We start from the raw sequence: 18,878 nt of genomic DNA on the forward strand, positions 1-18,878 counted from the left end.
TGATGGTCTTCCTGGCCTTCACCCTGACGACGCTGCACCGCTCAGAGGCCCTGACCTTGAAGGAAGCTGCACGCTTGGCTCTCTACGCCTTGTTCCCCGAAGTCAGGCTCAACCACCTGCTGGGCCAAATTCAAAAAGAGCAAGAATTCCTCCACCAGCACGGCTATTCGCTCAGCTATGCAAGGTGCAAGTTATGAGTCTAAAGGAAACCTGGTACCCTGACTACCCCTCAAAACGTAGGCTAAACCGTGCCAGACGTATCCAGTTCTTAGGGCTTGGATGCCTGAGCAAATCTCTCCACCCATACAACTCCAGTCAAGACGGATTCTTGCTGGCGTAGCAACTCGTTTTTGACAGATGCTGCCCTTCTTACGCTGACAAAATCTGTGTCTCTGAAGGCATCAGTAGAGTTTTGAGGGGTAGTCAGTTTTCACCTGTCCCCAACGTATTCCAGCACCGACTAGAACAGAGAATGCCGATTCGATACACTTCTTGGCCGCCCCGAATTCAGGTCCCTATCTTTCAGGTTGTGTGCGAGGCCCCTGATTTCCATTTCTCCCGAATCACCTTTTCAGCTCAGTCCCAGGTGAATCTTGAGCTTGCGGTCAACGTCGCTCAGCTGCTCTTTGGTCAGGCTCCCCAGGTAAGAGCTGAATCTCCTCCTGTTCAAGCCGCGGATGTAATTGAGCTGTATCCGGCTGGTCTCCGGTAAGCCGCAGGTTCCGACCTCCAGCATGACGTCAAAGGGATACTCACGGCTGACATTGCTGGTGATGGGGGCAACAACCAGGTGTGGCAAGGCCTCATTCGCCAGGTCATTGGTAAGGATCACTGCAGGACGCGTCTTTGCTGGCTCCCCCTGCACACTTGGCTCGAAGTCGACCCGGTAGATATCACCGCGCTTCATCGCTGTTCCTGCATAGGCAAATCTAGCCAGGCTTCTGCCTCTTGCTGAGCTTCCTCATCTTGAGCGTAATCCTGAGCGAACTGCGCATATCCGGCCCGGAGTTCTTGCTCCTGCAGCGCCAGAGCCGCAGCTTCGACGGCTGCACTAAAAGAAGGCAAGCCATGGCGCTGTTGATAGTGCTCCAGAAACCGGGCTACCTGTGGTTCAAAGGCCACATGTTTTCTATGGGCTTGAGTCATGGATATATTTTGGCACACTCTTTATGTGCTAAATCTGAACACACCCCGCTGACACCGCCTAGTAGGCCTAAAAGGTCATAAGTGGCTTAACTTCCGCTTGGTTATGCCAAGTGTTCTTGGCGTAAGGTATTCTGACTTGTCTATGGACTCCGCCTCTCCGACCTCCTGGGACATCATCCGGTACGCCGCTGATCCCTTAAGCACCGCCCGCGAGTGGTCAGAACTCCCGGAAGATGATCGCCGCCGCCGCGCCGTCCAGGCGGCTCAGGCTTACGACCTGCCGCCGCTCTGGTCACTGACCCAGGCACATCTCACCCTGTTCGGCAGAGCTGGCGCTTCGGCGTCCAACCGTACGCTCAGGACGTACAAGCAGGGCATAGCAAGGTACCTGGACTTTGCCCAAAGCCGCGCCGTCAGTCTGTTGCGCCCTTCCAGAGACAGTGGTGCGCTCTATATACGTACCCTCGAAGCCGAAGGGCTGGCCCCCAGTACGGTACAGGTCCACCTCGCCGCTGCCCGCGCCCTTTATAAGGCCCTGCGCTGGGCAGGAGTCACGGACCGTGATCCCTTAAGTGATCTCAAACCGGCTCCTGAGAAAACGGCGCCCTGGGATAAGAGACAGCCTTACCGTGAAGACGAACTGCGCCGCTTGCTGCAATTTGCTTCCCTGCGGGACCGTGTGCTGATTCTCCTATGCGCCCATGGTGGCCTGCGTATCTCGGAAGCGGTAGCCCTGCACTGGGAGGATGTCCAGCTGGCGGCCGGCCAGCTCACGGTGACAGGCAAAGGTGGAAAGGTCAGACAGGTTCGCCTTAGCAAAAGCCTGAAAGGCGAACTCCTGCCGCTCAGGGATCAAGCCCAGCCTGGAGATCAGGAGCCTGTCATCGGTGCCTCTCAGACTGCTGCCAGAGAGCGGCTCAGAAAGTTATGCCAGGAGTCAGGGGTGAGGTATCTTGGCTGGCACGCGATGCGGCACTACGCTGGCACCCGGCTCACCCGGCAGACCGGCAACCTGGAACATGCCGCCCGGCACCTGGGCCACAGCTCGCTGGAGACCACCCGGATTTATGCCAAATGGGCCGACAGCGCCTTGGACGAGGCCCTCGAAGGCTGGTAATTAGGCTCAATCCCAGGAAGATTGTTCAGGTTCCCAGACTCCAGAGGACCTCATCTGACGTTGGTTATCGCATTCCTCCTTCGTCCAGTTTTCTGGATATCGCTTCGCCAACTACCAAGCGCTTTTGTTGCTCCAGGGCTGCTTGTTCCATCTGCCCGCGGTTTTGGTTGAACCAGATTCTCATCTCCGGATGAGCAGCAAGAGTGCGGCCAATCTGAGACTCTGCCTCAGCCTTTCGCCCAGCCAAGAGCTTACTGGTGTAGTAGCCACTGAGCGGCGACTGCCAGCCTTCGTCCAGCTGCTCGCCTGGGTTACTGAGGTAGCTCTGAAGCCACGCCAATTCCATGGCTGCGTCCTTATTAAGAATCTCTGGATACTTCGCTGTCTGATATGTCAGGCGTTCCTTCCTTTTATCCCAGCCCCAGACGGAACTCAGGTAGTTGAGACTTGCCATACTCCAGCCTGGAAAAAAGGTAGAACTCTGGGTCACGATGATCTCCTGAGTTCTGTCTCCGTCCAGGTCGCGGTACTTTGCAGTACCGTCGAAGGCACCGATGAGTTTGAGGGCACCACCATCTTGCGTATAGATGGCATTGACATAGCAGCAATGCGCTCCCCCGGAGTCGAGCGTGACAACCAGTTCCTTATATCCACCAGGGCGCAGTGGAAATCCAGCTGTTCGAATGCGGAAACCACTTAACCGCTGTTTGACCTTGCCGCTTTGGGAAATCTCCAAGGTGCTTCCGTCGCCTTCAAGATGATCATCTACAGTTTTCAGGGTGAAGTTTCCCCATGTTCCTGTGGTCACCGTAGGCGCGGCCAGCACGGCACTCTGAAAGGCGAAAAGTAGCAGGAGCACTCTGCGGTACATGACCCTAGGCTACTTATTCAGTGTCCGCTCTGCTGCACTTTTGCGCGTTATCAGTGACAGTGCTTCCGCGCCTGCTATGCCCGGTGGCAACGTTGCCACCGGTTCACTTTCCGGGTCTTCAGCAGTCACAATAGAGATATGTCAATGCGACAAACTCAGGTGCTGCAGGTATTTATCCATGCGGGCGGTGCTTCCAAAACCAGTACGGTAAGGGACGTCGGGTATGAACTGTCCCGGCGCGGGAAAAAGGTTTTGCTGATCGATCTCGACCCCCAGGGTAACCTGACCGAGTGGCTTGGCGTCGACAACGTGCAGCCTGAACAGACAGTCAAAGATGCCCTGGAGAAATACCAGCCTCTGCCGGAACCGGTGCAGGTCCACGGCATGGACCTGATTCCTAGCCATATTGACCTGGCCTATACCGATGTCAGCATCGCTGGCCTCCGTAAGGTGCGGGCGCTGCGAGTCAAGGTGACGTCCTTTCCAGTACGGTGTCCCGCACATGCTGAGCAACAGCGCGGGTCATGAGAGGCGGCACGCTGTTGCCAATGCCGGCCCAGGACTTGATGAACGTATCCACGTCGTCCTTGCCAGGAGCGAACTGGTAATCGTCAGGGAAGCTCCCCAGGCGTTTCAGCTCGGCCACGGTCATCAGGCGGGGAAAGCGCCAGTGGAACATGCCCCCGTGGGCGTCACCGTTTTTGTTCAGCCCCATGGTCTTCACGATGGTCGGGCTGGTCCGGTCAGGGTGAATCTTGCGGCTGGAGAAGAAGTGGCCCTTCGGGTGGATGTCTCCGAAGTCCTGGCCCGGCTTGACCTTCGCGTACACCGCCAGCCACTTAGGCTTCAGGATGCGGTACCCGTCAGGCGTCTGCGGCAGGTCGCACAGGGCGTCCCGCACAGTGATCACCCGGCTGAAGGGGCGGGGCAGGGTGGGCTGGATGCCCAGGTCCTCGCGGACGCCGATGACAATCAGGCGCTCGCGGGCCTGCGGCACCCCCAGGTAGGCAGCGTTCAGCACCCCGGCCACAGTCCGGTAGCCGGCAGCCTGGAAAGCCTGGATGGCCTCCCGGTAGACACCGCGCATCTTGCCCGCCACCATGCCCTTCACGTTCTCCATCACGAAGGTGCGGGGGCGCAGGCCTTCCAGCAGCCGCAGGTATTCCCGGAACAGCTGGTTGCGCGGGTCATCCATTTGGCGCTGCCCCATTAGGCTGAAGCCCTGGCAAGGCGGGCTGCCGTCGAACAGATCCAGTTCGCCGGGCTGCAGGCCGCAGCGTTCCAGCACCTCATCCACGCTCAGGGCCGCGATGTCACCGTGGTAGACATCCAGCTCCGGGTAGTTGAGGCGCAGGGTGGCGGCGGCGTGGGCGTCCCATTCCACCGCCAGCAGCTCATGGAACCCCGCCATGTGGTAGCCGGTACTGGAGCCCCCCCGGCCTGCGAAGGTGCTGATCACCGTCGGGGCATCCGGTGCGCGGGGGGCGTGGGCAGCGGTGGCCGCAGCGTCCAGCTCGGCAGCATAGCTGCTGGACTTCACGGCTCGAAGGTCTCGCCACAGTGGGGGCAGGTGACGGACCGGGGCTTACTGTCTGGGGCGCCATCTGCGCTGGGAATCTCGGCAAACGACTCTGGCAACGCGCCGCCCTGCTGGGCCAGCAGCACTTCCAGGTCCTCGTTGGTGAAGCCGATACCGTCCAGGCCGAGGTCACTCTCGGCTATCTGCTGCAGTTCGTGAATCAGGCGCTCGCTGTCCCACTCGCCCAGTTCCTCGGTGCGGGTGTCGCTGATGGAATAGGCCTTCCACTCGCCTTCCTGCAGCGCAATATGCACCGTGGGCACGGTCCATTCGCCATCCTCACGGACGGTGACCCGCTGCGGGGCCGCCTGGTCATCTTGGCGGGCAATCAGCAGGGCGGCCAGCAATCCGTTGCCCACCACCACGCGGCCGGAGGTGTCATCAATCACCAGAGGGCGGGCGTACCCGAAGCGGGTCACGCTGGCGCGGATCTCCTCCAGCTTGTGGCGCCGGGGGGTCTCACCCCAGGCGCGCTGGACCAACTCGGACAGGGCATGGTGTTCGATGCGGTGGGTTGCGGTCATACCAAGCCTCTCCTTTCCGCTTTCAGCTCGTCAAAGCTGCGGCCATCGCTCTTGCGCACGGCACTCAGGCCCGTCTGCTCCTGGGCCCGCTGGACAATCACGTCCACATAGCGCGGGTCCAGGTCGTTGGTGCAGCAGACGCGACCAGAGGTGTGCGAGGCCAACAGCGTCGTCCCGCTTCCCCCGAAGGGGTCGTACACCAGCTCGGTGGGGCGGCTGCTGGCCTGAATCAGCTTCCGGAACAAACTTTGAGGCTTCATGGTAGGGTGCAGCCCATTTCGGTTCGGTTTCTTCACCCGCACCACGTCGCTCGCGTCACTCATGCTCTGCAGCAGGGCCACCAGCTCGTCCTTGCTCAGCCTGCTGTAGTCCTGGGCCGCGTCAATCACGGTAGTCTGCGTAAAATCGCCGTTGAACCAGTGGCCGGCGCCGGGCTTCCAGCCATAGATGATCGGCTCGTACTGGTTGTTGTAGTCCTGACGGCTCAGCACGGGCGCGTGCTTGACCCAGACCAGCACCTGACTGAACTTGAACCCCGCACCCCGGAAGGTGTCGTGGAAGGTGGCCGCCTCGCTGTCCGCGTAGGCCACATAGATGCAGGCACCTTCACGCATGGCCCCGAAAGTCGTATCCATCGCTTCGGTCATGAAGTTCCGGAACTCCTTGGGCGTCATGGCGTCGTTGGCGATGGTCAGCCGGTCCTTGGTCTTGCCCTCGTAGGCCACGTTGTACAGTGGATCAGTCACCACCAGGTCGGCCAGGCGCCCGTCCAGCAGGCGGCGGACATGCTCAGGGTCCAGGCTGGAGCCGCAGCCGACGCGGTGGGGGCCGAGGGTCCAGATGTCGCCCGGCTGGCTGACGACCAGCACTTCGTCCGGCACGGCAGGGACGTCATCCTCGTCGGCGGTGACGTCCTTATTGGTCATCGCCGGCTCCAGTTCGGCCAGCAGGTCGCGCAGTTCGGCATCGGTACTGCCGGTGCCGAGCAGGCCCAGCTCGGTGTCGTACAACTGCTGCAGCAGGCCGGCCAGGGCCCGGTCGTCGAAGCTGCTCTTACGGGCCGTCAGGTTGTCCGCGAGGGCAATGCGGGCGGCCGATTCGTCGTCCACGTCCACCCAGGCCACGGAGATGGTGGCGAGTCCCGCCTGCTGGGCAGCCTGGAAGGTGTGGTTGCCGGCCAGGACGTACCCCGTGGATTCCTGAACCACGATGGTGCCGTAAAAGCCGTTCACCTGGATGCTCTCGGCAATGGCTTTCACGTCGCCCTGGTTGTAATTCCGGGGCCAGACCTTCAGTGGGCCACCCTGGACAGGGACTGCGGGGTCCAGGCGTTTGTTGACCGTCTGCGGCTCACTCATCCTTGCCTCCGGCGTGCATGTAGGGGCGGGCGCTGCGGTAATCCAGCTCATCTTCTAAGGCCAGGCGGTGGCGGGCGGGCAGCTGGGAAGAATGCTCGGCCCAGTCGCGCAGGTTGTCCCAGCTCACACCACGCAGGTACATGCGGAAGGCCGCCGGGGTAGGGAAGAGGTAGGCGGCGTAGGCGATATGCTCCGGCGCACGTGGATCGCGCCGGCGAATGCGGGGTTTAAACACGTGCCCTCCAAGGCAAAGCCCCCCGAACCTGAACGGAACGGGGGGCTGGGTTATGGTGTCTACAGATACACTTCGCTATAGTAAAAAGATTTTAGCTGAATTTGGGGAAGGGTGCAAGGGCTACGACTTTTGGCAGAAGGTCTTGGCGATTACGTCACCAATGGACTTGGCAAAGTCGGCCTCTATCGGGGCGTTCCAGACAATCCTGGCGGGTTCTTGATCAAGATTCAGCAGCACCTTGTTGCGGAAGTTCACGTCGTAAATAACCAGGCGGGCTTCCCCTATACGCGACGAGCTTCTGCCCTGATAGTTCTCCCAATACTCCGCGTCGCCTTTGATGCCGATGCTGGCAAGGTCAACCAAGTCATGGGAGTAGTCGGGAACCACCTGAAAGCCGCGCCGTGTTAAGTCGTCACGCAGAGCTTCGGTCAGTTCGTAACCGGCGGTGCCGCCCATCCTTTCCACCGTGATACCTAGAACGGGGAAGGCCTTGGCTGCGCAAGTCTGGACGGCCGGGGCAGTGACCTTCAGTTGAGCGTGCGCGGCGCCAAGGGTGGAGAGCAAAAGTGCAAGGAAAATGCGTTTCACGCCCTCAATGTACGCCGTATAGGCTGGCGATCATGCTCCAAATGTGCTCTGGGTCATCTCACCAACCGCTACCCTGAAGGGGTGAACCCGCAGGATTTTGCCGACAAGTGGCGCCAGCTCGCGCCCCACACCTCCGAGCGTGCCGGCTACCAGGAACATTTCCGTGACCTGTGCGCCCTGGTCGGTGAGCCGACCCCCAGCAGCGACACCACCGGCCAGGACTACGCCTTCGAGAAAGCCGTCAAGAAGGCGGGGACCGGCGAGCAGGGGTTTGCCGACGTGTTCAAACGCGGCCACTTCATCTGCGAGTACAAGGCCAAGGGCAAGAGCCTGGGCAAAGCCCTGCAGCAGGCGCTCCTCTATGCCCGCGAGCTGGACAACCCGCCGCTCCTGATCGTCAGCGACCTGAACCACACCGAGGTCCACACCAACTTCACCGGCAGCAGCCCGCGCCGCTTCGACCTGAGCCTGGACGACATCACTTACGACCGTCCCGTGGCCGGTGACCTGACTGCCCTGCAGATTTTGCGCGCCGCCTTCACCGACCCGGCCCGGCTGGACCCCCGGCAGCTGCGTGAGCGGGTCACCCAGGACGCCACCGCGAAGATTGGTGAGGTCGCTGCCAGCCTCAGAAAGAGTGAGGCGGGCAGCCAGACCCAGATTGCCCACTTCCTGATGCGGGTGGTCTTCGCCATGTTCTCTGAGGACGTGGGCCTGTTGGAACGCGGGCTGCTCACCCGGCTGCTGGAGGCGGCCCGGCGCAACCCAGCCCAGAGTCAGGGGCTGTTCAGTCAGCTGTTCGGGGCCATGCGGGGCGGGGGGTACTTCGGTGTCTCGGAGATTCGTCACTTCAACGGCGGTCTGTTCGACGATGACTCGGCATTGCCCCTGACCGTAGAGCAGATAGACGACCTGCTGGCGGCGGCGCGGCTGGACTGGTCGGAGGTGGAGCCGGCCATCTTCGGCACGCTGTTCGAGGGCAGCCTGGAGAAAGACGTACGGAAGAAGCGCGGCGCGCACTACACCGGGGTGCAGGACATTCTGCGGATCGTGGAGCCGGTGATCATGCAGCCACTGCGCCGGGAGTGGGAGGCAGTGAAGGCGGAGGCAGAAGCGCAGGCCCAGAAGCGTGGGGGGAAGCGCAGGGCCCTGGAGACGGTGCAGGCGTTCCGGGAGCGGCTGGGGGCGGTGCGGGTGCTGGACCCGGCCTGCGGGTCGGGCAACTTTCTGGTGGTGGCGCTGACCCTGCTGCTGGATCTGGATCAGGAGACGCGAGTAACGGCGATGGAACTGGGGGCGGGAGCTTTCGATGTGCCGCCGATTGTCCATCCCCGGCAGTTTCATGGGATTGAGATTGAGCCGTTCGCGCATGAGCTGGCGAGTGTGAGTATCTGGATTGCCTTCTTCCAGTGGCAGGCCGCGCACGGGGGCCAGTGGCCGACGCCGGTGCTGCAGCGGCTGCACACGATTGAGAACCGGGACGCGCTGCTGAATGAGGACGGGACGGAAGCCGCGTGGCCGCAGGCAGACTTCATCGTGGGCAACCCACCGTTTCTGGGGGACAAGAAACTGAAGCGGGTGCTGGGGGATGACTACGTGGCCGCCCTGCGGGGAGCCTATGGTGAGCGGCTACCGGGTCAGAGTGATCTGGTTTGCTACTGGCCGGAGAAGGCCCGCGCACTGATTGAGGCAGGTGAAGTGCGAGCTGCTGGCTTCGTGACCACCAACTCCATTCGGGGCGGGAAGAACCGGACGGTGCTGGAGCGCATCAAGGAGACAGGTGACCTGTTCATGGCCTGGAGCGATGAGCCCTGGTTACAGGACGGGGCAGCAGTGCGGGTGAGCCTGTTCGGCTTTGATGGGGGTCAGGAGAAGGAGAAGATCTTGAACGGTCAGCCGGTGGCCGCCATCAATGCCGACCTGAGCAGCCGAGTGGACGTGAATCAGGCGGTGCCCCTAAAGGAGAATGAGGGACTGGCCTTCATCGGTACCCAGAAGGGTGGCAAGTTCGAGATTTCAGCCGCGCAAGCAGAGCGTTGGCTGCGGTTGCCTAATCCGGATGGGGTGAGCAATGCCGATGTGATTCGCCCCTGGGTGAACGGGATGGACCTGACCCGGCGACCCAGGGGCATGTACATTATTGATTTCAATCAAATGACGGAGTCTGAGGCGGCCCGCTACGTGGAGCCGTTCGAGTACGTGCGGCGGGAGATTAAGCCAGGGCGGGACGTCAGCAAGGATGCGCCATCTAGAGAAAGGTGGTGGTTGCATCAGCGTTCCCGGCCAGAAATGCGGGAAGCTTTCCAGAGCCTGAAACGCTATATCGCCATTGCCCGTCTGGCCAAACACCTCCTACCGGTCTGGATGGACGTGGGCACCTTGCCTGACAGTCAGGTGGTGGCTGTGGCTGCTGACTCCGATTTCACCTTTGGCGTGCTGAACTCTTCCATCCATGCCCAGTGGGCCAGAACGATGGGAACCGCGTTGGAGGACCGCCCCCGCTATACCCCATCTACCTGTTTCCAGACCTTCCCGTTTCCCCGGCCCACGCCTGAGCAGCGGGCTGAAGTGGAGAAGTGGGCGCGGTATCTGGACAGTGTGCGCAGCAGCTTGCTGGCCGAGGACGGTGCAACCCTCACCGGCATCTACAACGGGCTGGAGTCTTTACGGGAGAATCCCGATTCCGGCCACCCCGTCATGCCTCTGCTGACTGCCCACACCCGCCTGGACGAAGCCGTGGCCGCCGCATACGGCTGGGAGTGGCCGCTCACTGAGGAAGAGGTATTAGGGCGGCTGCTGGCATTGAACGGAGAACGGGCACATGCAAATTTAGTCACACGGTAAGACAGACAGTGAAATACTTGGACTATGCCAAAGCGCACTGAGGGGGAAGGGACGTCTAGACGAGGGCATGTGTGGACGGCAGACAAGCTTGAATTCCTAGAGAGGTATCTGCCGGCTTTCCAGCTGGCCTGCAAGCGATTCTGGAATGAGCAGGAAGGCCATACCAACACGTATTACGTCGATGGTTTCGCAGGTCCTGGGAAGAATGACATTAATGGCGTGCTACGCAAGGGATCACCCCTCATAGCGGCCAGCGTGAAGCCTCCGTTCAAAGAGTACTTCCTCATCGAGAAGGGTCTCAAAAACGTCAATCAGTTGAAGGCAGAGCTTGCGGCGGATGAATACAGCGGCATCCGTCAGCATATCCACCTTCAACGTGGGGACTTCAATAAGGAAGTGGCGTCCATCCTGCGGCAGATGCAGCGCAACCTGCCCACCTTCTACCTGATGGACCCCGAAGGCCTAGAGCTGGAGTGGGAGACAGTGCGGCAAATCGGTGATCGCCCAAAGGCAGACCTATTCATTCTCGTCTCCGCAGGTGGCGTAACTCGCTGCGCAGGAAGCCCTCCGACGCACGACAGGGTGACACAGTTTTACGGGCACGAGCGTTGGCGTCCTATCGCAGAAGGACTTAACCCCCAGACCGTAATGCGTCAATCTAAATTTGAAGCCTTTCTGGAACTGTACTTGGAGGGCCTGCGAGGCCTCGGGTTCAGCCACGTTGAGCGCTACTTGATTGCGACCAACAGCAAGAACAGCAACCTTCACACCCTCGTGTTCGCCTCAAAGAATGGTACGGCCCTGCGCATTGCCGAGGACATTCTGAAGAAGATTGAGCGGGATAAGCAGGGAATGGACCGCTTGTTCTAAGTCAATCTGCCGCCGAAGGTAGAGGTCTGGGCATCTGGCTCCACTCCATTCCATCCAACAGGCGTCCGTTCGATTTAGGGCGGGCGCCTCCCCATTGCTTGTGGAAGAAGGCCACATCGGCGGACAAGCACTGATCACGGATACTCCGCACCCAGTCTGGGTCTATCGGGCGATGCTTTGCGCCCGATTCCCCACCAGTAATGACCCAGTGGATGCCCTCAAGATTCAGGTCCAGGGGGCCGAGCAGAGGCTCACAAGAGAGAAAACGTACTGAGCAAGGCACCGTGCGTAGAGCGTCCACGCGATGAACATATTTTTGCGTCTCGACGGAGACGCCCATCCAGACATTGTCAGGCCAATCCAGATAGGGCGCCAGCTCTTGCATCCGCTCAGCACGCTTAGTCAACACCTGAAAAATATGCTGGGGGCAATCCGCCATGACCTCGAAGATTTGCTGCAGGTAAGACAGTGGCATCTGTTCGTGGAAAAGGTCCGACATAGAGTTCACGAAAATTCTGCTGGGCTTTTTCCACGACCTGGGCTGTTGCAACCGGTCCTCGTGAAGAGTGAAGGCAAAGCCGTTCGGGAACGTCCCCTTGAAGCGGCGAGTAATCTCTTCCGCATAGCAATGCTTGCAGCCGGGGGAGACCTTGTTGCACCCAGTCGTTGGGTTCCAAGTCTTGTCAGTCCACTCAATCCCGGTTTTCGTACTTGCCATATATTTCTCCAAACTTACGATTTAGACGAAGTATAACTGACTGTGCCCTGTTAAATCTGAGCACTTGAGTAGGATTATTCACTGCGGCGCCCGGGCCTCCATCACCAGGCTCAGCCGCAGCGCTTCCAGGGCCTTGAGCGCCTCCGGGAAGCGCTTCTTCACGTGGTCACGCACCACCAGGCTGCCCTTGTGGCTGCGGTACACCAGCTCTTGTGGGTCCGTCTTCGACCCCGGCTTACTCTCTGCCCGCGTCAGCAGCGCCACCAGCTGGCGCCAGGCTTCGGCGTCCACCGCCAGCCCTGACTGCACCTCAATTTCCCGGCCATTCACCACTTCCACCGTGGCGCCGCGCTCATCCCAGACAGCCACCAGGTTGAACGTGTAGCGCCGCAGCGGGTGCCCTGGCGTATAGGGGTCTGGCTGCTCAATCCAGAAGGTCTCCGTGTCATGCCAGCGGCCGGTGTTCTGGTGCTCACGGCGGGCCAGGCGGTACCGGCGCTCATGGGTCCAGTAGGCAGCCTCGGCGGCGTATGCCCGCTCGGCCAGGTCCAGGGCCTGCATGGGGTGGCCGGCCAGCACCGCGTGGGTCACTTGCCGGGTCAGCGCATGGAAGGTCTGGAACGCCTCGGCCATGCGGGCGCTGTTCCCGTCGGCGGCCGTCAGGGTGGGCCTGTGGCCCCGGTCCCGGTAGCCCTGCCCCGTGTAGAGGGCGTGGGCGATGCGGTTGACCGTCTCGCGCTGCTCCTGCGTAGAGGGCGGCAGGTGCAGGGTCCACGCCTTGTCCGTGCGGCCCACGTAGAGTTCGGCAGCGTTGGGGCAGGGGCAGCGGTAGGCGCGGTCGGCGTGCTCTGGCTTGATCGGCAGTTCGCGGCCACAGCCACGCACGGGGCAGACAGCGCAGTGGGTGGACTGCGGCAGCTGGCGCTGGCGGGGTTCGGCGGCCAGCAGGCGGGCCTGGGTCAGCACCCCCTGCGGATCATCCTCCGCGAGTCGGGCTGCGAAGTCCTGGACCTGCCGGTCATGATCGGCCAGCTCCGAGCGCATGACAGCGGCCTCTGCGCTGTCCTCATCCATGTCGGCCAGCAGCGCCTGCCGTTGCAGGGCCGCCCGGCAGACCTTGACCAGCTCTCCGAAGCCTTCAGGGGGCTGAAAGGGAGCCTTACTCACCCGCAGCCTCCTGGGCAAGAATGCGCCGCGCCAATTTCTGGACGGAGGGCAGGCCGTGCACAGCGTCGTAGAACGCCTCCTGGGCATTACCCGCAGCGGCCATTCCAGCTTCCAGCAACCGGACGGTCAGGGCCTGCTCGGTGGTCAGCGGGGCATGGAGGTCGCGGGGAGAGTCGGCACGGCTGTCGAGGACCAGGCGCCCGCTGCGCCGGGGCGGCGCGGGCTCTGCAGGGCCGTCCGGGATGGGCGGAGCGGGCTGGAACTGGGGAGAGCTACGGGTCACCGACTGCGCGCCCAGGCCCCGCAGGCTCTCCACCGTGGCGGGCTGAAACTGGACCACGGGTGGCCGCGCATCTCGCTCACCGCTCAGCCAGGCCTGAGCCTCGGCCACGTCGGCTGCCGTGTCCTGCTCGTGGGGGTCAGGGAGGGGCGTGGGCTGGGCTGGACGCGGTTGCTGAGCCAGCTGCCTGAGGACGTCACGCTGCATTTTCTTGGATTTGGACATGGGAGTACCTCGGAAAAAGAAAGACGCGCCCAGGGTGGGCGCGCGGCGGAAGGGGAGCGCAGAACAGAACTACACAGGCTTGCCTCTGTGGACCGCCTCCTCGGCAATCCACATGTAGCAACGACACTGCGGCGCGGTCAGCAGGTTGCTGCCGCCGTAGCTCTCGGTGGCTGGTCCGGTCAGGCCAGGGCGGTAGCCGGCGGGGCCACCTGCGCCGCAGGGCCGCCAGGTCTGGTACTCGGTGGCCTCGCAGCGGTCAGGCTTCTGCCGGCGGCGCCATAGGTCCCTGGTGGCTGCAGGTCTTCTCGCTCACCGCTTCCCGCCCTTGATGATGTCCTGGGCGGTCAGGCGGTAACGCCGGGCCATCAGCCGCACGTGTAGTACGTCGATCCAGTCGAAGACCCGCAGCCACCAGGGACCGGCGAGCCACTCGCTGTAATTGAGTCCGTCCAGTTTTTCCTGCACCAGATGCACGGCCCGCGCTCGCTGCGGCTGATGGTTGTCGTCCATATACTGGCCGTACTTCCGCACGCCGATGCGCTCGCGCTCCAGTACCGCTGGGGCCAGATCCGGCGGCAGCCTGGCGGCCACCCGCTGCGCGATGCGCGGGCGGTGGCCCTCCTGGGCCGCCTTCTCTTCCAGGCTCTGCCACGCCGCGCTCAGGCTGCGGTCCAGTTCGGGATCGCGGCTCATAGTCTGCGTCCCCCATGCCGGTACCCGCGAGTGGCGTTCTTGTCCAGCACGCGGGTGATGACGTCCTGGGCGGTCAGGTTCTCGCGTGCAGCGAAGTGCTCCAGCAGCATCAGAGCGTACAGGGCCAGTTGGCCGAGGTGGGGCAGGACTGCGTTCAGGGTTTCTGGCCCTGCCTCTGTGGGATTGGCAGGCGCATCCCCACCTGGGGACTTGCGGAACGCCTGCTTGGCATCCTCGATCAAGCCGTACATGTTGTCACGGTGCAACATATCGTTGCCATGCATGTAATAGCGAAACGGGACGGCCATCACCAGGGCCAGCGTGAACGCCCCGCGCTCCAGCAGCTCGCAGGTGTCCATCGTACGGATAATGATGTCAGCCAGTTCGTTCAGCGCCTGCTGCTCGTTGCCCGGACGGTTCTCCAGCTGCCACTCGCGGACCTCGGTGCTGATGAGGCTGATCTTGGTGAAGGCGTCAGCTTGGGTATAACCATCGTGCCAGCCGTTGGCGCCGTTGATGGCATAGGTGCGTTCGGCAGCGGCGGCCAGGAAATCGGGGTCGGTCATTTGGCCCTCACCAATCCCTTCAGGCGACCACCGGCGCGAATGGCGGCCGCGAGATTCTCCACTTCGCCCTGGCTCAGGCTGTTCAGGTGCTCCTCGACCTCGAAGCGGGCGCGGCTGGCAGCCAGCTGCTCATCCCGGCGGGCGTAGAACTGATTTCTGGGAGTACTGGCGTCGCCTGCGCTCCCAGACATCAGCTGGGCTTCAAACTCCCTGAAGCCCGGCGCCAGCAAGCTGAATGCCTTCTCCCCATAAAGGATGCGGCACTGACCCAGGATGTATGCTCCCCGACCGATTCCCACTCTGATCGGCCCTTCTGGGGCGGCGGGGTCAGTGCCTCCCGTAGTTTCAAGGGTAGGGAGCTGCTGAAGGTGAGGGGCGAGGCGGAGCAGCTCACCTTCGGCCCGCTCTGAGATTGAAGCAAGCCCTTCGGCTATGGCAAGAAACTGCGCGGTGATCGGTTTTTTCGTCATCTTGAATACCTCGGAAAATTTCAGCCCCAGCGTGGCGGCTGGGGCAGGGAAGAGTAGATTCAGCGTTCGCCAGGGCGCGGCGCCCGGACGCGGTAGGGGCCAGGCGGCCACCACAGGCGGCACTCCTGCTCGGCGATCAGGTCACGCACCCGCTCCAGGGCACGCTCACGGTGGAAGCTGGGCGGCAGGGCCAGCAGGCACCGCTCTAACTCCTGCAAATCAGCCAGGGTGGACATGGGCAGCCCTTTGCCGGTCATCGAGATACTGCTCGCCCGCCGGCGTCAGGCTGTAGCCGTAGCGCCGGTCGTGCAGGGCCAGGCCTCGCCGCGCCAGCCGGTGCAGTCGCTCCGGCACTTCGGTCATGGCTTGGCCCTGCGCTTCCAGGCGCGTGCGGACCACGACGGGACGCAGGGGCTGGGCGGAGAGGGCGGCAAGAAGGTGCAGGTCGGCGCTCATGCAGGCTCCTGAGTGTCCGCTGCGGCCAGAGCATCCTCCGCTTCCAGGGCCGTGTCAAAGCACAACAGCAGCGGCACCAGCGCGTCGGCCGGGCCTTCCACGGCGTAGGTTTCATTGGGGGTATAGATGCCCACCACGGTGCCCTGCCGACCACTCCGCAGTCGCACGACCCACCCCCGCGCGTAGCACAGCCGTTCCACTTCATTCATCAGGGCCTCGATATGCGCCTCTGAAGGCTTCAGCAGACAGATGCGGTGGGTGCCCGCCTTCGGTGAGGTCAGGGTCAGGACGTCACCTTCCACCTGCATGACCAGCGGCAGCTTGTCACTCAGGCGGCGGCAGGTGTCAGCAAAGTTGGTGCTCACAGTTTTGTCCATGGTTCTCCCTCAACTTTCCCCGCGTAGATCTGCGGCATTTCCCAGCCCGGCACTGGGTGGGGGTCGTAGCGACTGACCGCCCAGCCGGGGTCGGTGCCTTCGGCAGCGCAGCGGTCCAGATACAACGGCTGGCGTACCACCTGATGCAGCAGGAACAGACCGTCCTTGACCCGCGCCAGCTCCGGCGAGCGGGCCTTGAAGTAGTTGGGCCGCTCGCCGGTCACCAGCGGGCCCAGTTCCGCCAGGCGGTCGCGCAGCTCGCAGAACTCGTCAGTAGGCAGACCTGCCAGAAAGGTGAGCGTGACGCTATCCGTCTGGCCGATCAGGAACCGGGCGCAGACCTCGGTGGCGTCGCGCATCAGCGCCAGCTGCTCAGCCGTGACGGTCAGGGTGTAGTGGGTGGGCGGCTGGGCCGCCGCGGCTGGAGCCTCGGTCATGACTGCTCCAATCTGCGGAGCCGGAAGGCACCGATGCGCGTCACTTCATGGTGCCGCAGCACGGAATCCACCAGCCCGTCCGCGAGGTCGGCCAGGGTTCGGGCGCACTCGGGGTCAACCTCAAGAAAGGCGTCCACGAGTTTCTGGCCCGTCAGCACCTCCCCCAGCGGCACAAAGACATCGGCATAGGTGTCGCATTCCAGGTCGGCAATGCGGTAGGTGGCACCCGCAGCTGGCTGCGCCGGCGGCTCCGGCTGCACCAGCTCCCGTGTCGTCACCGGCCCGGTCTGGGTGACGCTCACCAGCTGGCAGATGTAGAACGCTTGCCCCAGATGTGCGCCGGCCAGCCGCTCGGCTTCTGCCCTGGCGCGGGCAGGGTCGTCGAACCGCACACGCGGCGGGGTCTTGCCTTCGGGGTTCCAGATGATGTACTGCACGGGTTCGGTGGTCATGCTTTCTCCTTATGGTCGGATGGATAGTGGCCGCAACAGGCACAGCGCACATTGCCTGCGCTGTCCAGTACCGGGTCGCAGGCAGCGCAGGCAGTAGGGGCCGGCAGGGCGCAACGGCAGTTGGGGTTGGTACAAAACGGGGCGTAACTGGGACGCCGACGTTTTATGGCCCATGGCAGCAGGGCCAGCAGCAGAACCAAAGCCAGGGTGGCGAGCATCAGTCCACTCCCAGGCCTGGCAATTCGCAGGCCGTGCCCTTCCTGGGCACCCAGTACCACTCGTGCACCTCGCCCGCGAGGTAGGCCAGCAGCTGAATGCGGCCCTGGCGCCAGCCGCGGGCAACGTCGGCGGCGTAGCCCTGCTGGCGGTGGGCGATCATCCAGCCGCGCTGCTCTGGGCTGGGCGTGTTGCCCTTCAGGTCCTTCAGTTCAATCCGCAGGCCGTGGTAGCCGTGCAGCGGCACATCCAGCAGCAGATCCGGGTAGCCGGCGCGGGTGCCCATGCGCTTAAACTTGGCGCCTTCAGGGCTGTAGGTTCTGCCCTTACGGGTCACGGTCTGCCGCTTGCCCCCATTGGGCGAGTGGTGCAGCATCTGCAGCTCCGGCAGGTCCGTGAGGTGGTTTCTGGCCCAGCTGATCAAGGTGATCTGGTGCTGATCCTCATCCCAGAGTTTTTCGGCGGCGTCCCGGCCCTGCTCGGCCAGCCGGGCGTCCTGCTCGCGGACTTGCAGTAAGAGATCACAAGCACTCATGATTTTGCCTCCGTTTCCAGAGCTCGTCGAGCCGCGCCTCACCCGCTGGGGTCAGCAGCAGCCCTGACGTGCGGTACAGCCGCCCCCAGCCCTCCCGCTGGAAGGTCGCCCACAGGCGCTGGGCGCCGGGACCGGCCAGGCTAGGCGCCTGCGCGCCGGCCGTCAGCACTTCCCTCAGTTCCGGATGCCGCTCACAGAGTCGGGTCACCGCCTCATTCAAGGAAGTGGGCTGCCGAACACTCAGGCAGCCCAGCAACAGACGTTCCAGCTCAGAGGTCAAGGCTGCACCTCACGGGGGTAGCCCAGCTGCTGGAGCTGGACGCGGTACCCGGTCACCTGTGCTTCCAGCCCCGGCGCCAGCGGGCCGCACTCATCCAGCTCAGCCAGGGCGCTGCGCAGGCCCGCCAGCAGCAGATCTATCTGCTCTACTTCCGCCTGGGGGCGGTTGCCGCGTTTTCCCCAGCGCTGGTGCCTTGGCGGCCGGGGAGCGTGAACCTCGCGGGCCGTCTCGGCCAGCAGCAGGCCACCGGGCAGCAGTCGGCCCCGCACCTCTGCGGCGAAGGCCTCCGGGCACAGGGCAGTCAGGACAGCGCTCGTCGCGTGCATGGTCAGCTTGAGGGGCCGGACAGTAGGCACATCCGGCCAGACACTCACCTGAATGATGCCGAGGCTCCGGTCCAGCCTCAGTACCCGGCCGACAACGTACAGCTGCGAGCCGTTGGCGCGCCGGCCGGCACCCCGGATGCGGCCTTTGGGGGCCTGGAAGCGCACCAGCTGGCCGGCTGTGTTGCTCCAGGGATGGCCAGTCACGGTGAGGCGCTGGCCGGCGCGCCCGGGCGGCCCCTTAAAAGAAACACCCGAGAGGCTCAGGCCTTTCGGGTGTTCGGCGGCCCACCCGGTCAGGGTCAGCACAGCGGTATGTCGGAGTGGGGGAGAGTCATTCACGGGAGAACTCCTTTTCGGCCTGACGGGCCACGATGTAGGCATCCTGTAGGGCGAGGTCGCGGAAGTGGCCGACCTGCACGTCCAGAACACGTGAACAGTAGTTGGTGAGGTAAAAGATGTCCTGCGCGTCTGGCTGCAGCAAGGAGCGCATGCGGCCTACGAAGCGCTGGGCCTCCGGCATCGTCATGCGCTCCGCGCCGGCTGGGCGC

27 protein-coding genes and 2 pseudogenes are annotated in these 18,878 nt (G+C 62.9%); 5 read left to right on the plus strand and 24 right to left on the minus strand.

The window, feature by feature from the left end; genetic code table 11:
- Nucleotides 1-197 (plus strand): annotated as a pseudogene (locus tag OCI36_RS11575) (IS701 family transposase); the annotation flags it as partial.
- 204 nt (nucleotides 198-401) lie between these two features.
- Here the strand turns inward: OCI36_RS11575 and OCI36_RS11580 are convergent.
- From OCI36_RS11580 to OCI36_RS11590, 3 genes and pseudogenes are all read right to left on the minus strand, one after another.
- Nucleotides 402-509, minus strand: a pseudogene (locus OCI36_RS11580) (IS982 family transposase); the annotation flags it as partial.
- A gap of 62 nt (nucleotides 510-571) precedes the next feature.
- Nucleotides 572-907, minus strand: a complete 336-nt coding sequence (locus OCI36_RS11585) for a type II toxin-antitoxin system PemK/MazF family toxin (RefSeq protein ID WP_261665237.1) — start codon at nucleotides 905-907, stop codon at nucleotides 572-574.
- Nucleotides 904-1,146 (minus strand): hypothetical protein, encoded by a 243-nt coding sequence (locus tag OCI36_RS11590; protein ID WP_261665238.1) that lies wholly within the window; start codon nucleotides 1,144-1,146, stop codon nucleotides 904-906. Before OCI36_RS11590 ends, OCI36_RS11585 begins: the two co-directional genes overlap by 4 nt.
- A gap of 142 nt (nucleotides 1,147-1,288) precedes the next feature.
- On the opposite strand from OCI36_RS11590, the gene OCI36_RS11595 reads away from it, so the two are divergent.
- A complete protein-coding gene (locus OCI36_RS11595; protein ID WP_261665239.1) occupies nucleotides 1,289-2,263 on the plus strand; it encodes a tyrosine-type recombinase/integrase in 975 nt (324 codons plus the stop codon).
- Between the two features lie 64 nt (nucleotides 2,264-2,327).
- Here the strand turns inward: OCI36_RS11595 and OCI36_RS11600 are convergent, their stop codons facing one another.
- On the minus strand, nucleotides 2,328-3,134 hold the full coding sequence (locus OCI36_RS11600) for a hypothetical protein (RefSeq protein WP_261665240.1): 807 nt from the start codon (nucleotides 3,132-3,134) through the stop codon (nucleotides 2,328-2,330).
- 138 nt (nucleotides 3,135-3,272) lie between these two features.
- Between OCI36_RS11600 and OCI36_RS11605 the strand changes: the two genes are divergently transcribed.
- A complete protein-coding gene (locus OCI36_RS11605; RefSeq protein WP_261665241.1) occupies nucleotides 3,273-3,662 on the plus strand; it encodes a ParA family protein in 390 nt (129 codons plus the stop codon).
- Here the strand turns inward: OCI36_RS11605 and OCI36_RS11610 are convergent.
- From OCI36_RS11610 to OCI36_RS11630, 5 genes are all read right to left on the minus strand, one after another.
- Nucleotides 3,601-4,674, minus strand: a complete 1,074-nt coding sequence (locus OCI36_RS11610) for a DNA cytosine methyltransferase (protein ID WP_261665242.1) — start codon at nucleotides 4,672-4,674, stop codon at nucleotides 3,601-3,603. The two genes, OCI36_RS11605 and OCI36_RS11610, sit on opposite strands and share 62 nt — an antisense overlap.
- Nucleotides 4,671-5,237: a hypothetical protein gene (locus OCI36_RS11615; protein WP_261665243.1), complete on the minus strand. Its 567-nt coding sequence runs from the start codon at nucleotides 5,235-5,237 to the stop codon at nucleotides 4,671-4,673. The genes OCI36_RS11610 and OCI36_RS11615 overlap by 4 nt, the downstream gene beginning before the upstream one ends.
- Nucleotides 5,234-6,595 carry a DNA methyltransferase gene (locus tag OCI36_RS11620; RefSeq protein ID WP_261665244.1) on the minus strand — a complete coding sequence of 454 codons (1,362 nt, stop codon included), beginning with the start codon at nucleotides 6,593-6,595 and terminating at the stop codon, nucleotides 5,234-5,236. The genes OCI36_RS11615 and OCI36_RS11620 overlap by 4 nt, the downstream gene beginning before the upstream one ends.
- The gene (locus tag OCI36_RS11625; protein WP_261665245.1) at nucleotides 6,588-6,830 is read right to left on the minus strand and encodes a hypothetical protein; all 243 of its coding nucleotides are present in this window, start codon (nucleotides 6,828-6,830) and stop codon (nucleotides 6,588-6,590) included. Before OCI36_RS11625 ends, OCI36_RS11620 begins: the two co-directional genes overlap by 8 nt.
- Before the next feature lie 120 nt (nucleotides 6,831-6,950).
- The gene (locus tag OCI36_RS11630) at nucleotides 6,951-7,418 is read right to left on the minus strand and encodes a hypothetical protein (protein ID WP_261665246.1); all 468 of its coding nucleotides are present in this window, start codon (nucleotides 7,416-7,418) and stop codon (nucleotides 6,951-6,953) included.
- An 81-nt stretch (nucleotides 7,419-7,499) separates the two neighbouring features.
- Here OCI36_RS11630 and OCI36_RS11635 point away from each other — a divergent pair, with 81 nt between their 5' ends.
- Nucleotides 7,500-10,262, plus strand: coding sequence for a class I SAM-dependent DNA methyltransferase (locus OCI36_RS11635; protein WP_261665247.1), 2,763 nt, complete (start codon nucleotides 7,500-7,502; stop codon nucleotides 10,260-10,262).
- 69 nt (nucleotides 10,263-10,331) lie between these two features.
- Nucleotides 10,332-11,132: a three-Cys-motif partner protein TcmP gene (tcmP, locus tag OCI36_RS11640; protein WP_261665248.1), complete on the plus strand. Its 801-nt coding sequence runs from the start codon at nucleotides 10,332-10,334 to the stop codon at nucleotides 11,130-11,132.
- A gap of 1 nt (nucleotide 11,133) precedes the next feature.
- On the opposite strand, the gene OCI36_RS11645 is transcribed toward tcmP, so the two are convergent.
- The 15 genes from OCI36_RS11645 to OCI36_RS11715 form a co-directional block, all read right to left on the minus strand.
- Nucleotides 11,134-11,850, minus strand: coding sequence for a DUF5131 family protein (locus tag OCI36_RS11645; protein WP_261665249.1), 717 nt, complete (start codon nucleotides 11,848-11,850; stop codon nucleotides 11,134-11,136).
- A gap of 78 nt (nucleotides 11,851-11,928) precedes the next feature.
- Nucleotides 11,929-13,017, minus strand: a complete 1,089-nt coding sequence (locus OCI36_RS11650; protein WP_261665250.1) for a hypothetical protein — start codon at nucleotides 13,015-13,017, stop codon at nucleotides 11,929-11,931.
- Nucleotides 13,010-13,522 carry a hypothetical protein gene (locus OCI36_RS11655; RefSeq protein WP_261665251.1) on the minus strand — a complete coding sequence of 171 codons (513 nt, stop codon included), beginning with the start codon at nucleotides 13,520-13,522 and terminating at the stop codon, nucleotides 13,010-13,012. The genes OCI36_RS11650 and OCI36_RS11655 overlap by 8 nt, the downstream gene beginning before the upstream one ends.
- 309 nt (nucleotides 13,523-13,831) lie before the next feature.
- Nucleotides 13,832-14,215, minus strand: a complete 384-nt coding sequence (locus OCI36_RS11660) for a hypothetical protein (protein WP_261665252.1) — start codon at nucleotides 14,213-14,215, stop codon at nucleotides 13,832-13,834.
- Entirely contained in the window at nucleotides 14,212-14,781 is a 570-nt protein-coding gene (locus tag OCI36_RS11665) for a hypothetical protein (RefSeq protein ID WP_261665253.1), read from the minus strand. The genes OCI36_RS11660 and OCI36_RS11665 overlap by 4 nt, the downstream gene beginning before the upstream one ends.
- A complete protein-coding gene (locus OCI36_RS11670; RefSeq protein ID WP_261665254.1) occupies nucleotides 14,778-15,251 on the minus strand; it encodes a hypothetical protein in 474 nt (157 codons plus the stop codon). Before OCI36_RS11670 ends, OCI36_RS11665 begins: the two co-directional genes overlap by 4 nt.
- Nucleotides 15,252-15,310: 59 nt before the next feature.
- Complete coding sequence (locus tag OCI36_RS11675) at nucleotides 15,311-15,487, minus strand: hypothetical protein (protein ID WP_261665255.1); 177 nt, start codon at nucleotides 15,485-15,487, stop codon at nucleotides 15,311-15,313.
- Nucleotides 15,471-15,707 (minus strand): hypothetical protein, encoded by a 237-nt coding sequence (locus tag OCI36_RS11680; RefSeq protein WP_261665256.1) that lies wholly within the window; start codon nucleotides 15,705-15,707, stop codon nucleotides 15,471-15,473. Before OCI36_RS11680 ends, OCI36_RS11675 begins: the two co-directional genes overlap by 17 nt.
- The gene (locus tag OCI36_RS11685) at nucleotides 15,704-16,084 is read right to left on the minus strand and encodes a hypothetical protein (RefSeq protein ID WP_261665257.1); all 381 of its coding nucleotides are present in this window, start codon (nucleotides 16,082-16,084) and stop codon (nucleotides 15,704-15,706) included. The genes OCI36_RS11680 and OCI36_RS11685 overlap by 4 nt, the downstream gene beginning before the upstream one ends.
- Complete coding sequence (locus OCI36_RS11690) at nucleotides 16,069-16,521, minus strand: hypothetical protein (RefSeq protein ID WP_261665258.1); 453 nt, start codon at nucleotides 16,519-16,521, stop codon at nucleotides 16,069-16,071. The genes OCI36_RS11685 and OCI36_RS11690 overlap by 16 nt, the downstream gene beginning before the upstream one ends.
- A complete protein-coding gene (locus tag OCI36_RS11695) occupies nucleotides 16,518-16,973 on the minus strand; it encodes a hypothetical protein (protein ID WP_261665259.1) in 456 nt (151 codons plus the stop codon). Before OCI36_RS11695 ends, OCI36_RS11690 begins: the two co-directional genes overlap by 4 nt.
- A 217-nt stretch (nucleotides 16,974-17,190) precedes the next feature.
- Nucleotides 17,191-17,724 carry a VRR-NUC domain-containing protein gene (locus OCI36_RS11700; RefSeq protein WP_261665260.1) on the minus strand — a complete coding sequence of 178 codons (534 nt, stop codon included), beginning with the start codon at nucleotides 17,722-17,724 and terminating at the stop codon, nucleotides 17,191-17,193.
- Nucleotides 17,711-18,004 (minus strand): hypothetical protein, encoded by a 294-nt coding sequence (locus OCI36_RS11705; protein ID WP_261665261.1) that lies wholly within the window; start codon nucleotides 18,002-18,004, stop codon nucleotides 17,711-17,713. The genes OCI36_RS11700 and OCI36_RS11705 overlap by 14 nt, the downstream gene beginning before the upstream one ends.
- Nucleotides 18,001-18,669, minus strand: coding sequence for a hypothetical protein (locus OCI36_RS11710; protein WP_261665262.1), 669 nt, complete (start codon nucleotides 18,667-18,669; stop codon nucleotides 18,001-18,003). The genes OCI36_RS11705 and OCI36_RS11710 overlap by 4 nt, the downstream gene beginning before the upstream one ends.
- Nucleotides 18,662-18,856, minus strand: coding sequence for a hypothetical protein (locus OCI36_RS11715; RefSeq protein ID WP_261665263.1), 195 nt, complete (start codon nucleotides 18,854-18,856; stop codon nucleotides 18,662-18,664). Before OCI36_RS11715 ends, OCI36_RS11710 begins: the two co-directional genes overlap by 8 nt.
- Nucleotides 18,857-18,878: the final 22 nt, after the last annotated feature.

The sequence above is a fragment of the Deinococcus sp. Marseille-Q6407 genome (assembly GCF_946848805.1).
Taxonomy (GTDB): domain Bacteria; phylum Deinococcota; class Deinococci; order Deinococcales; family Deinococcaceae; genus Deinococcus.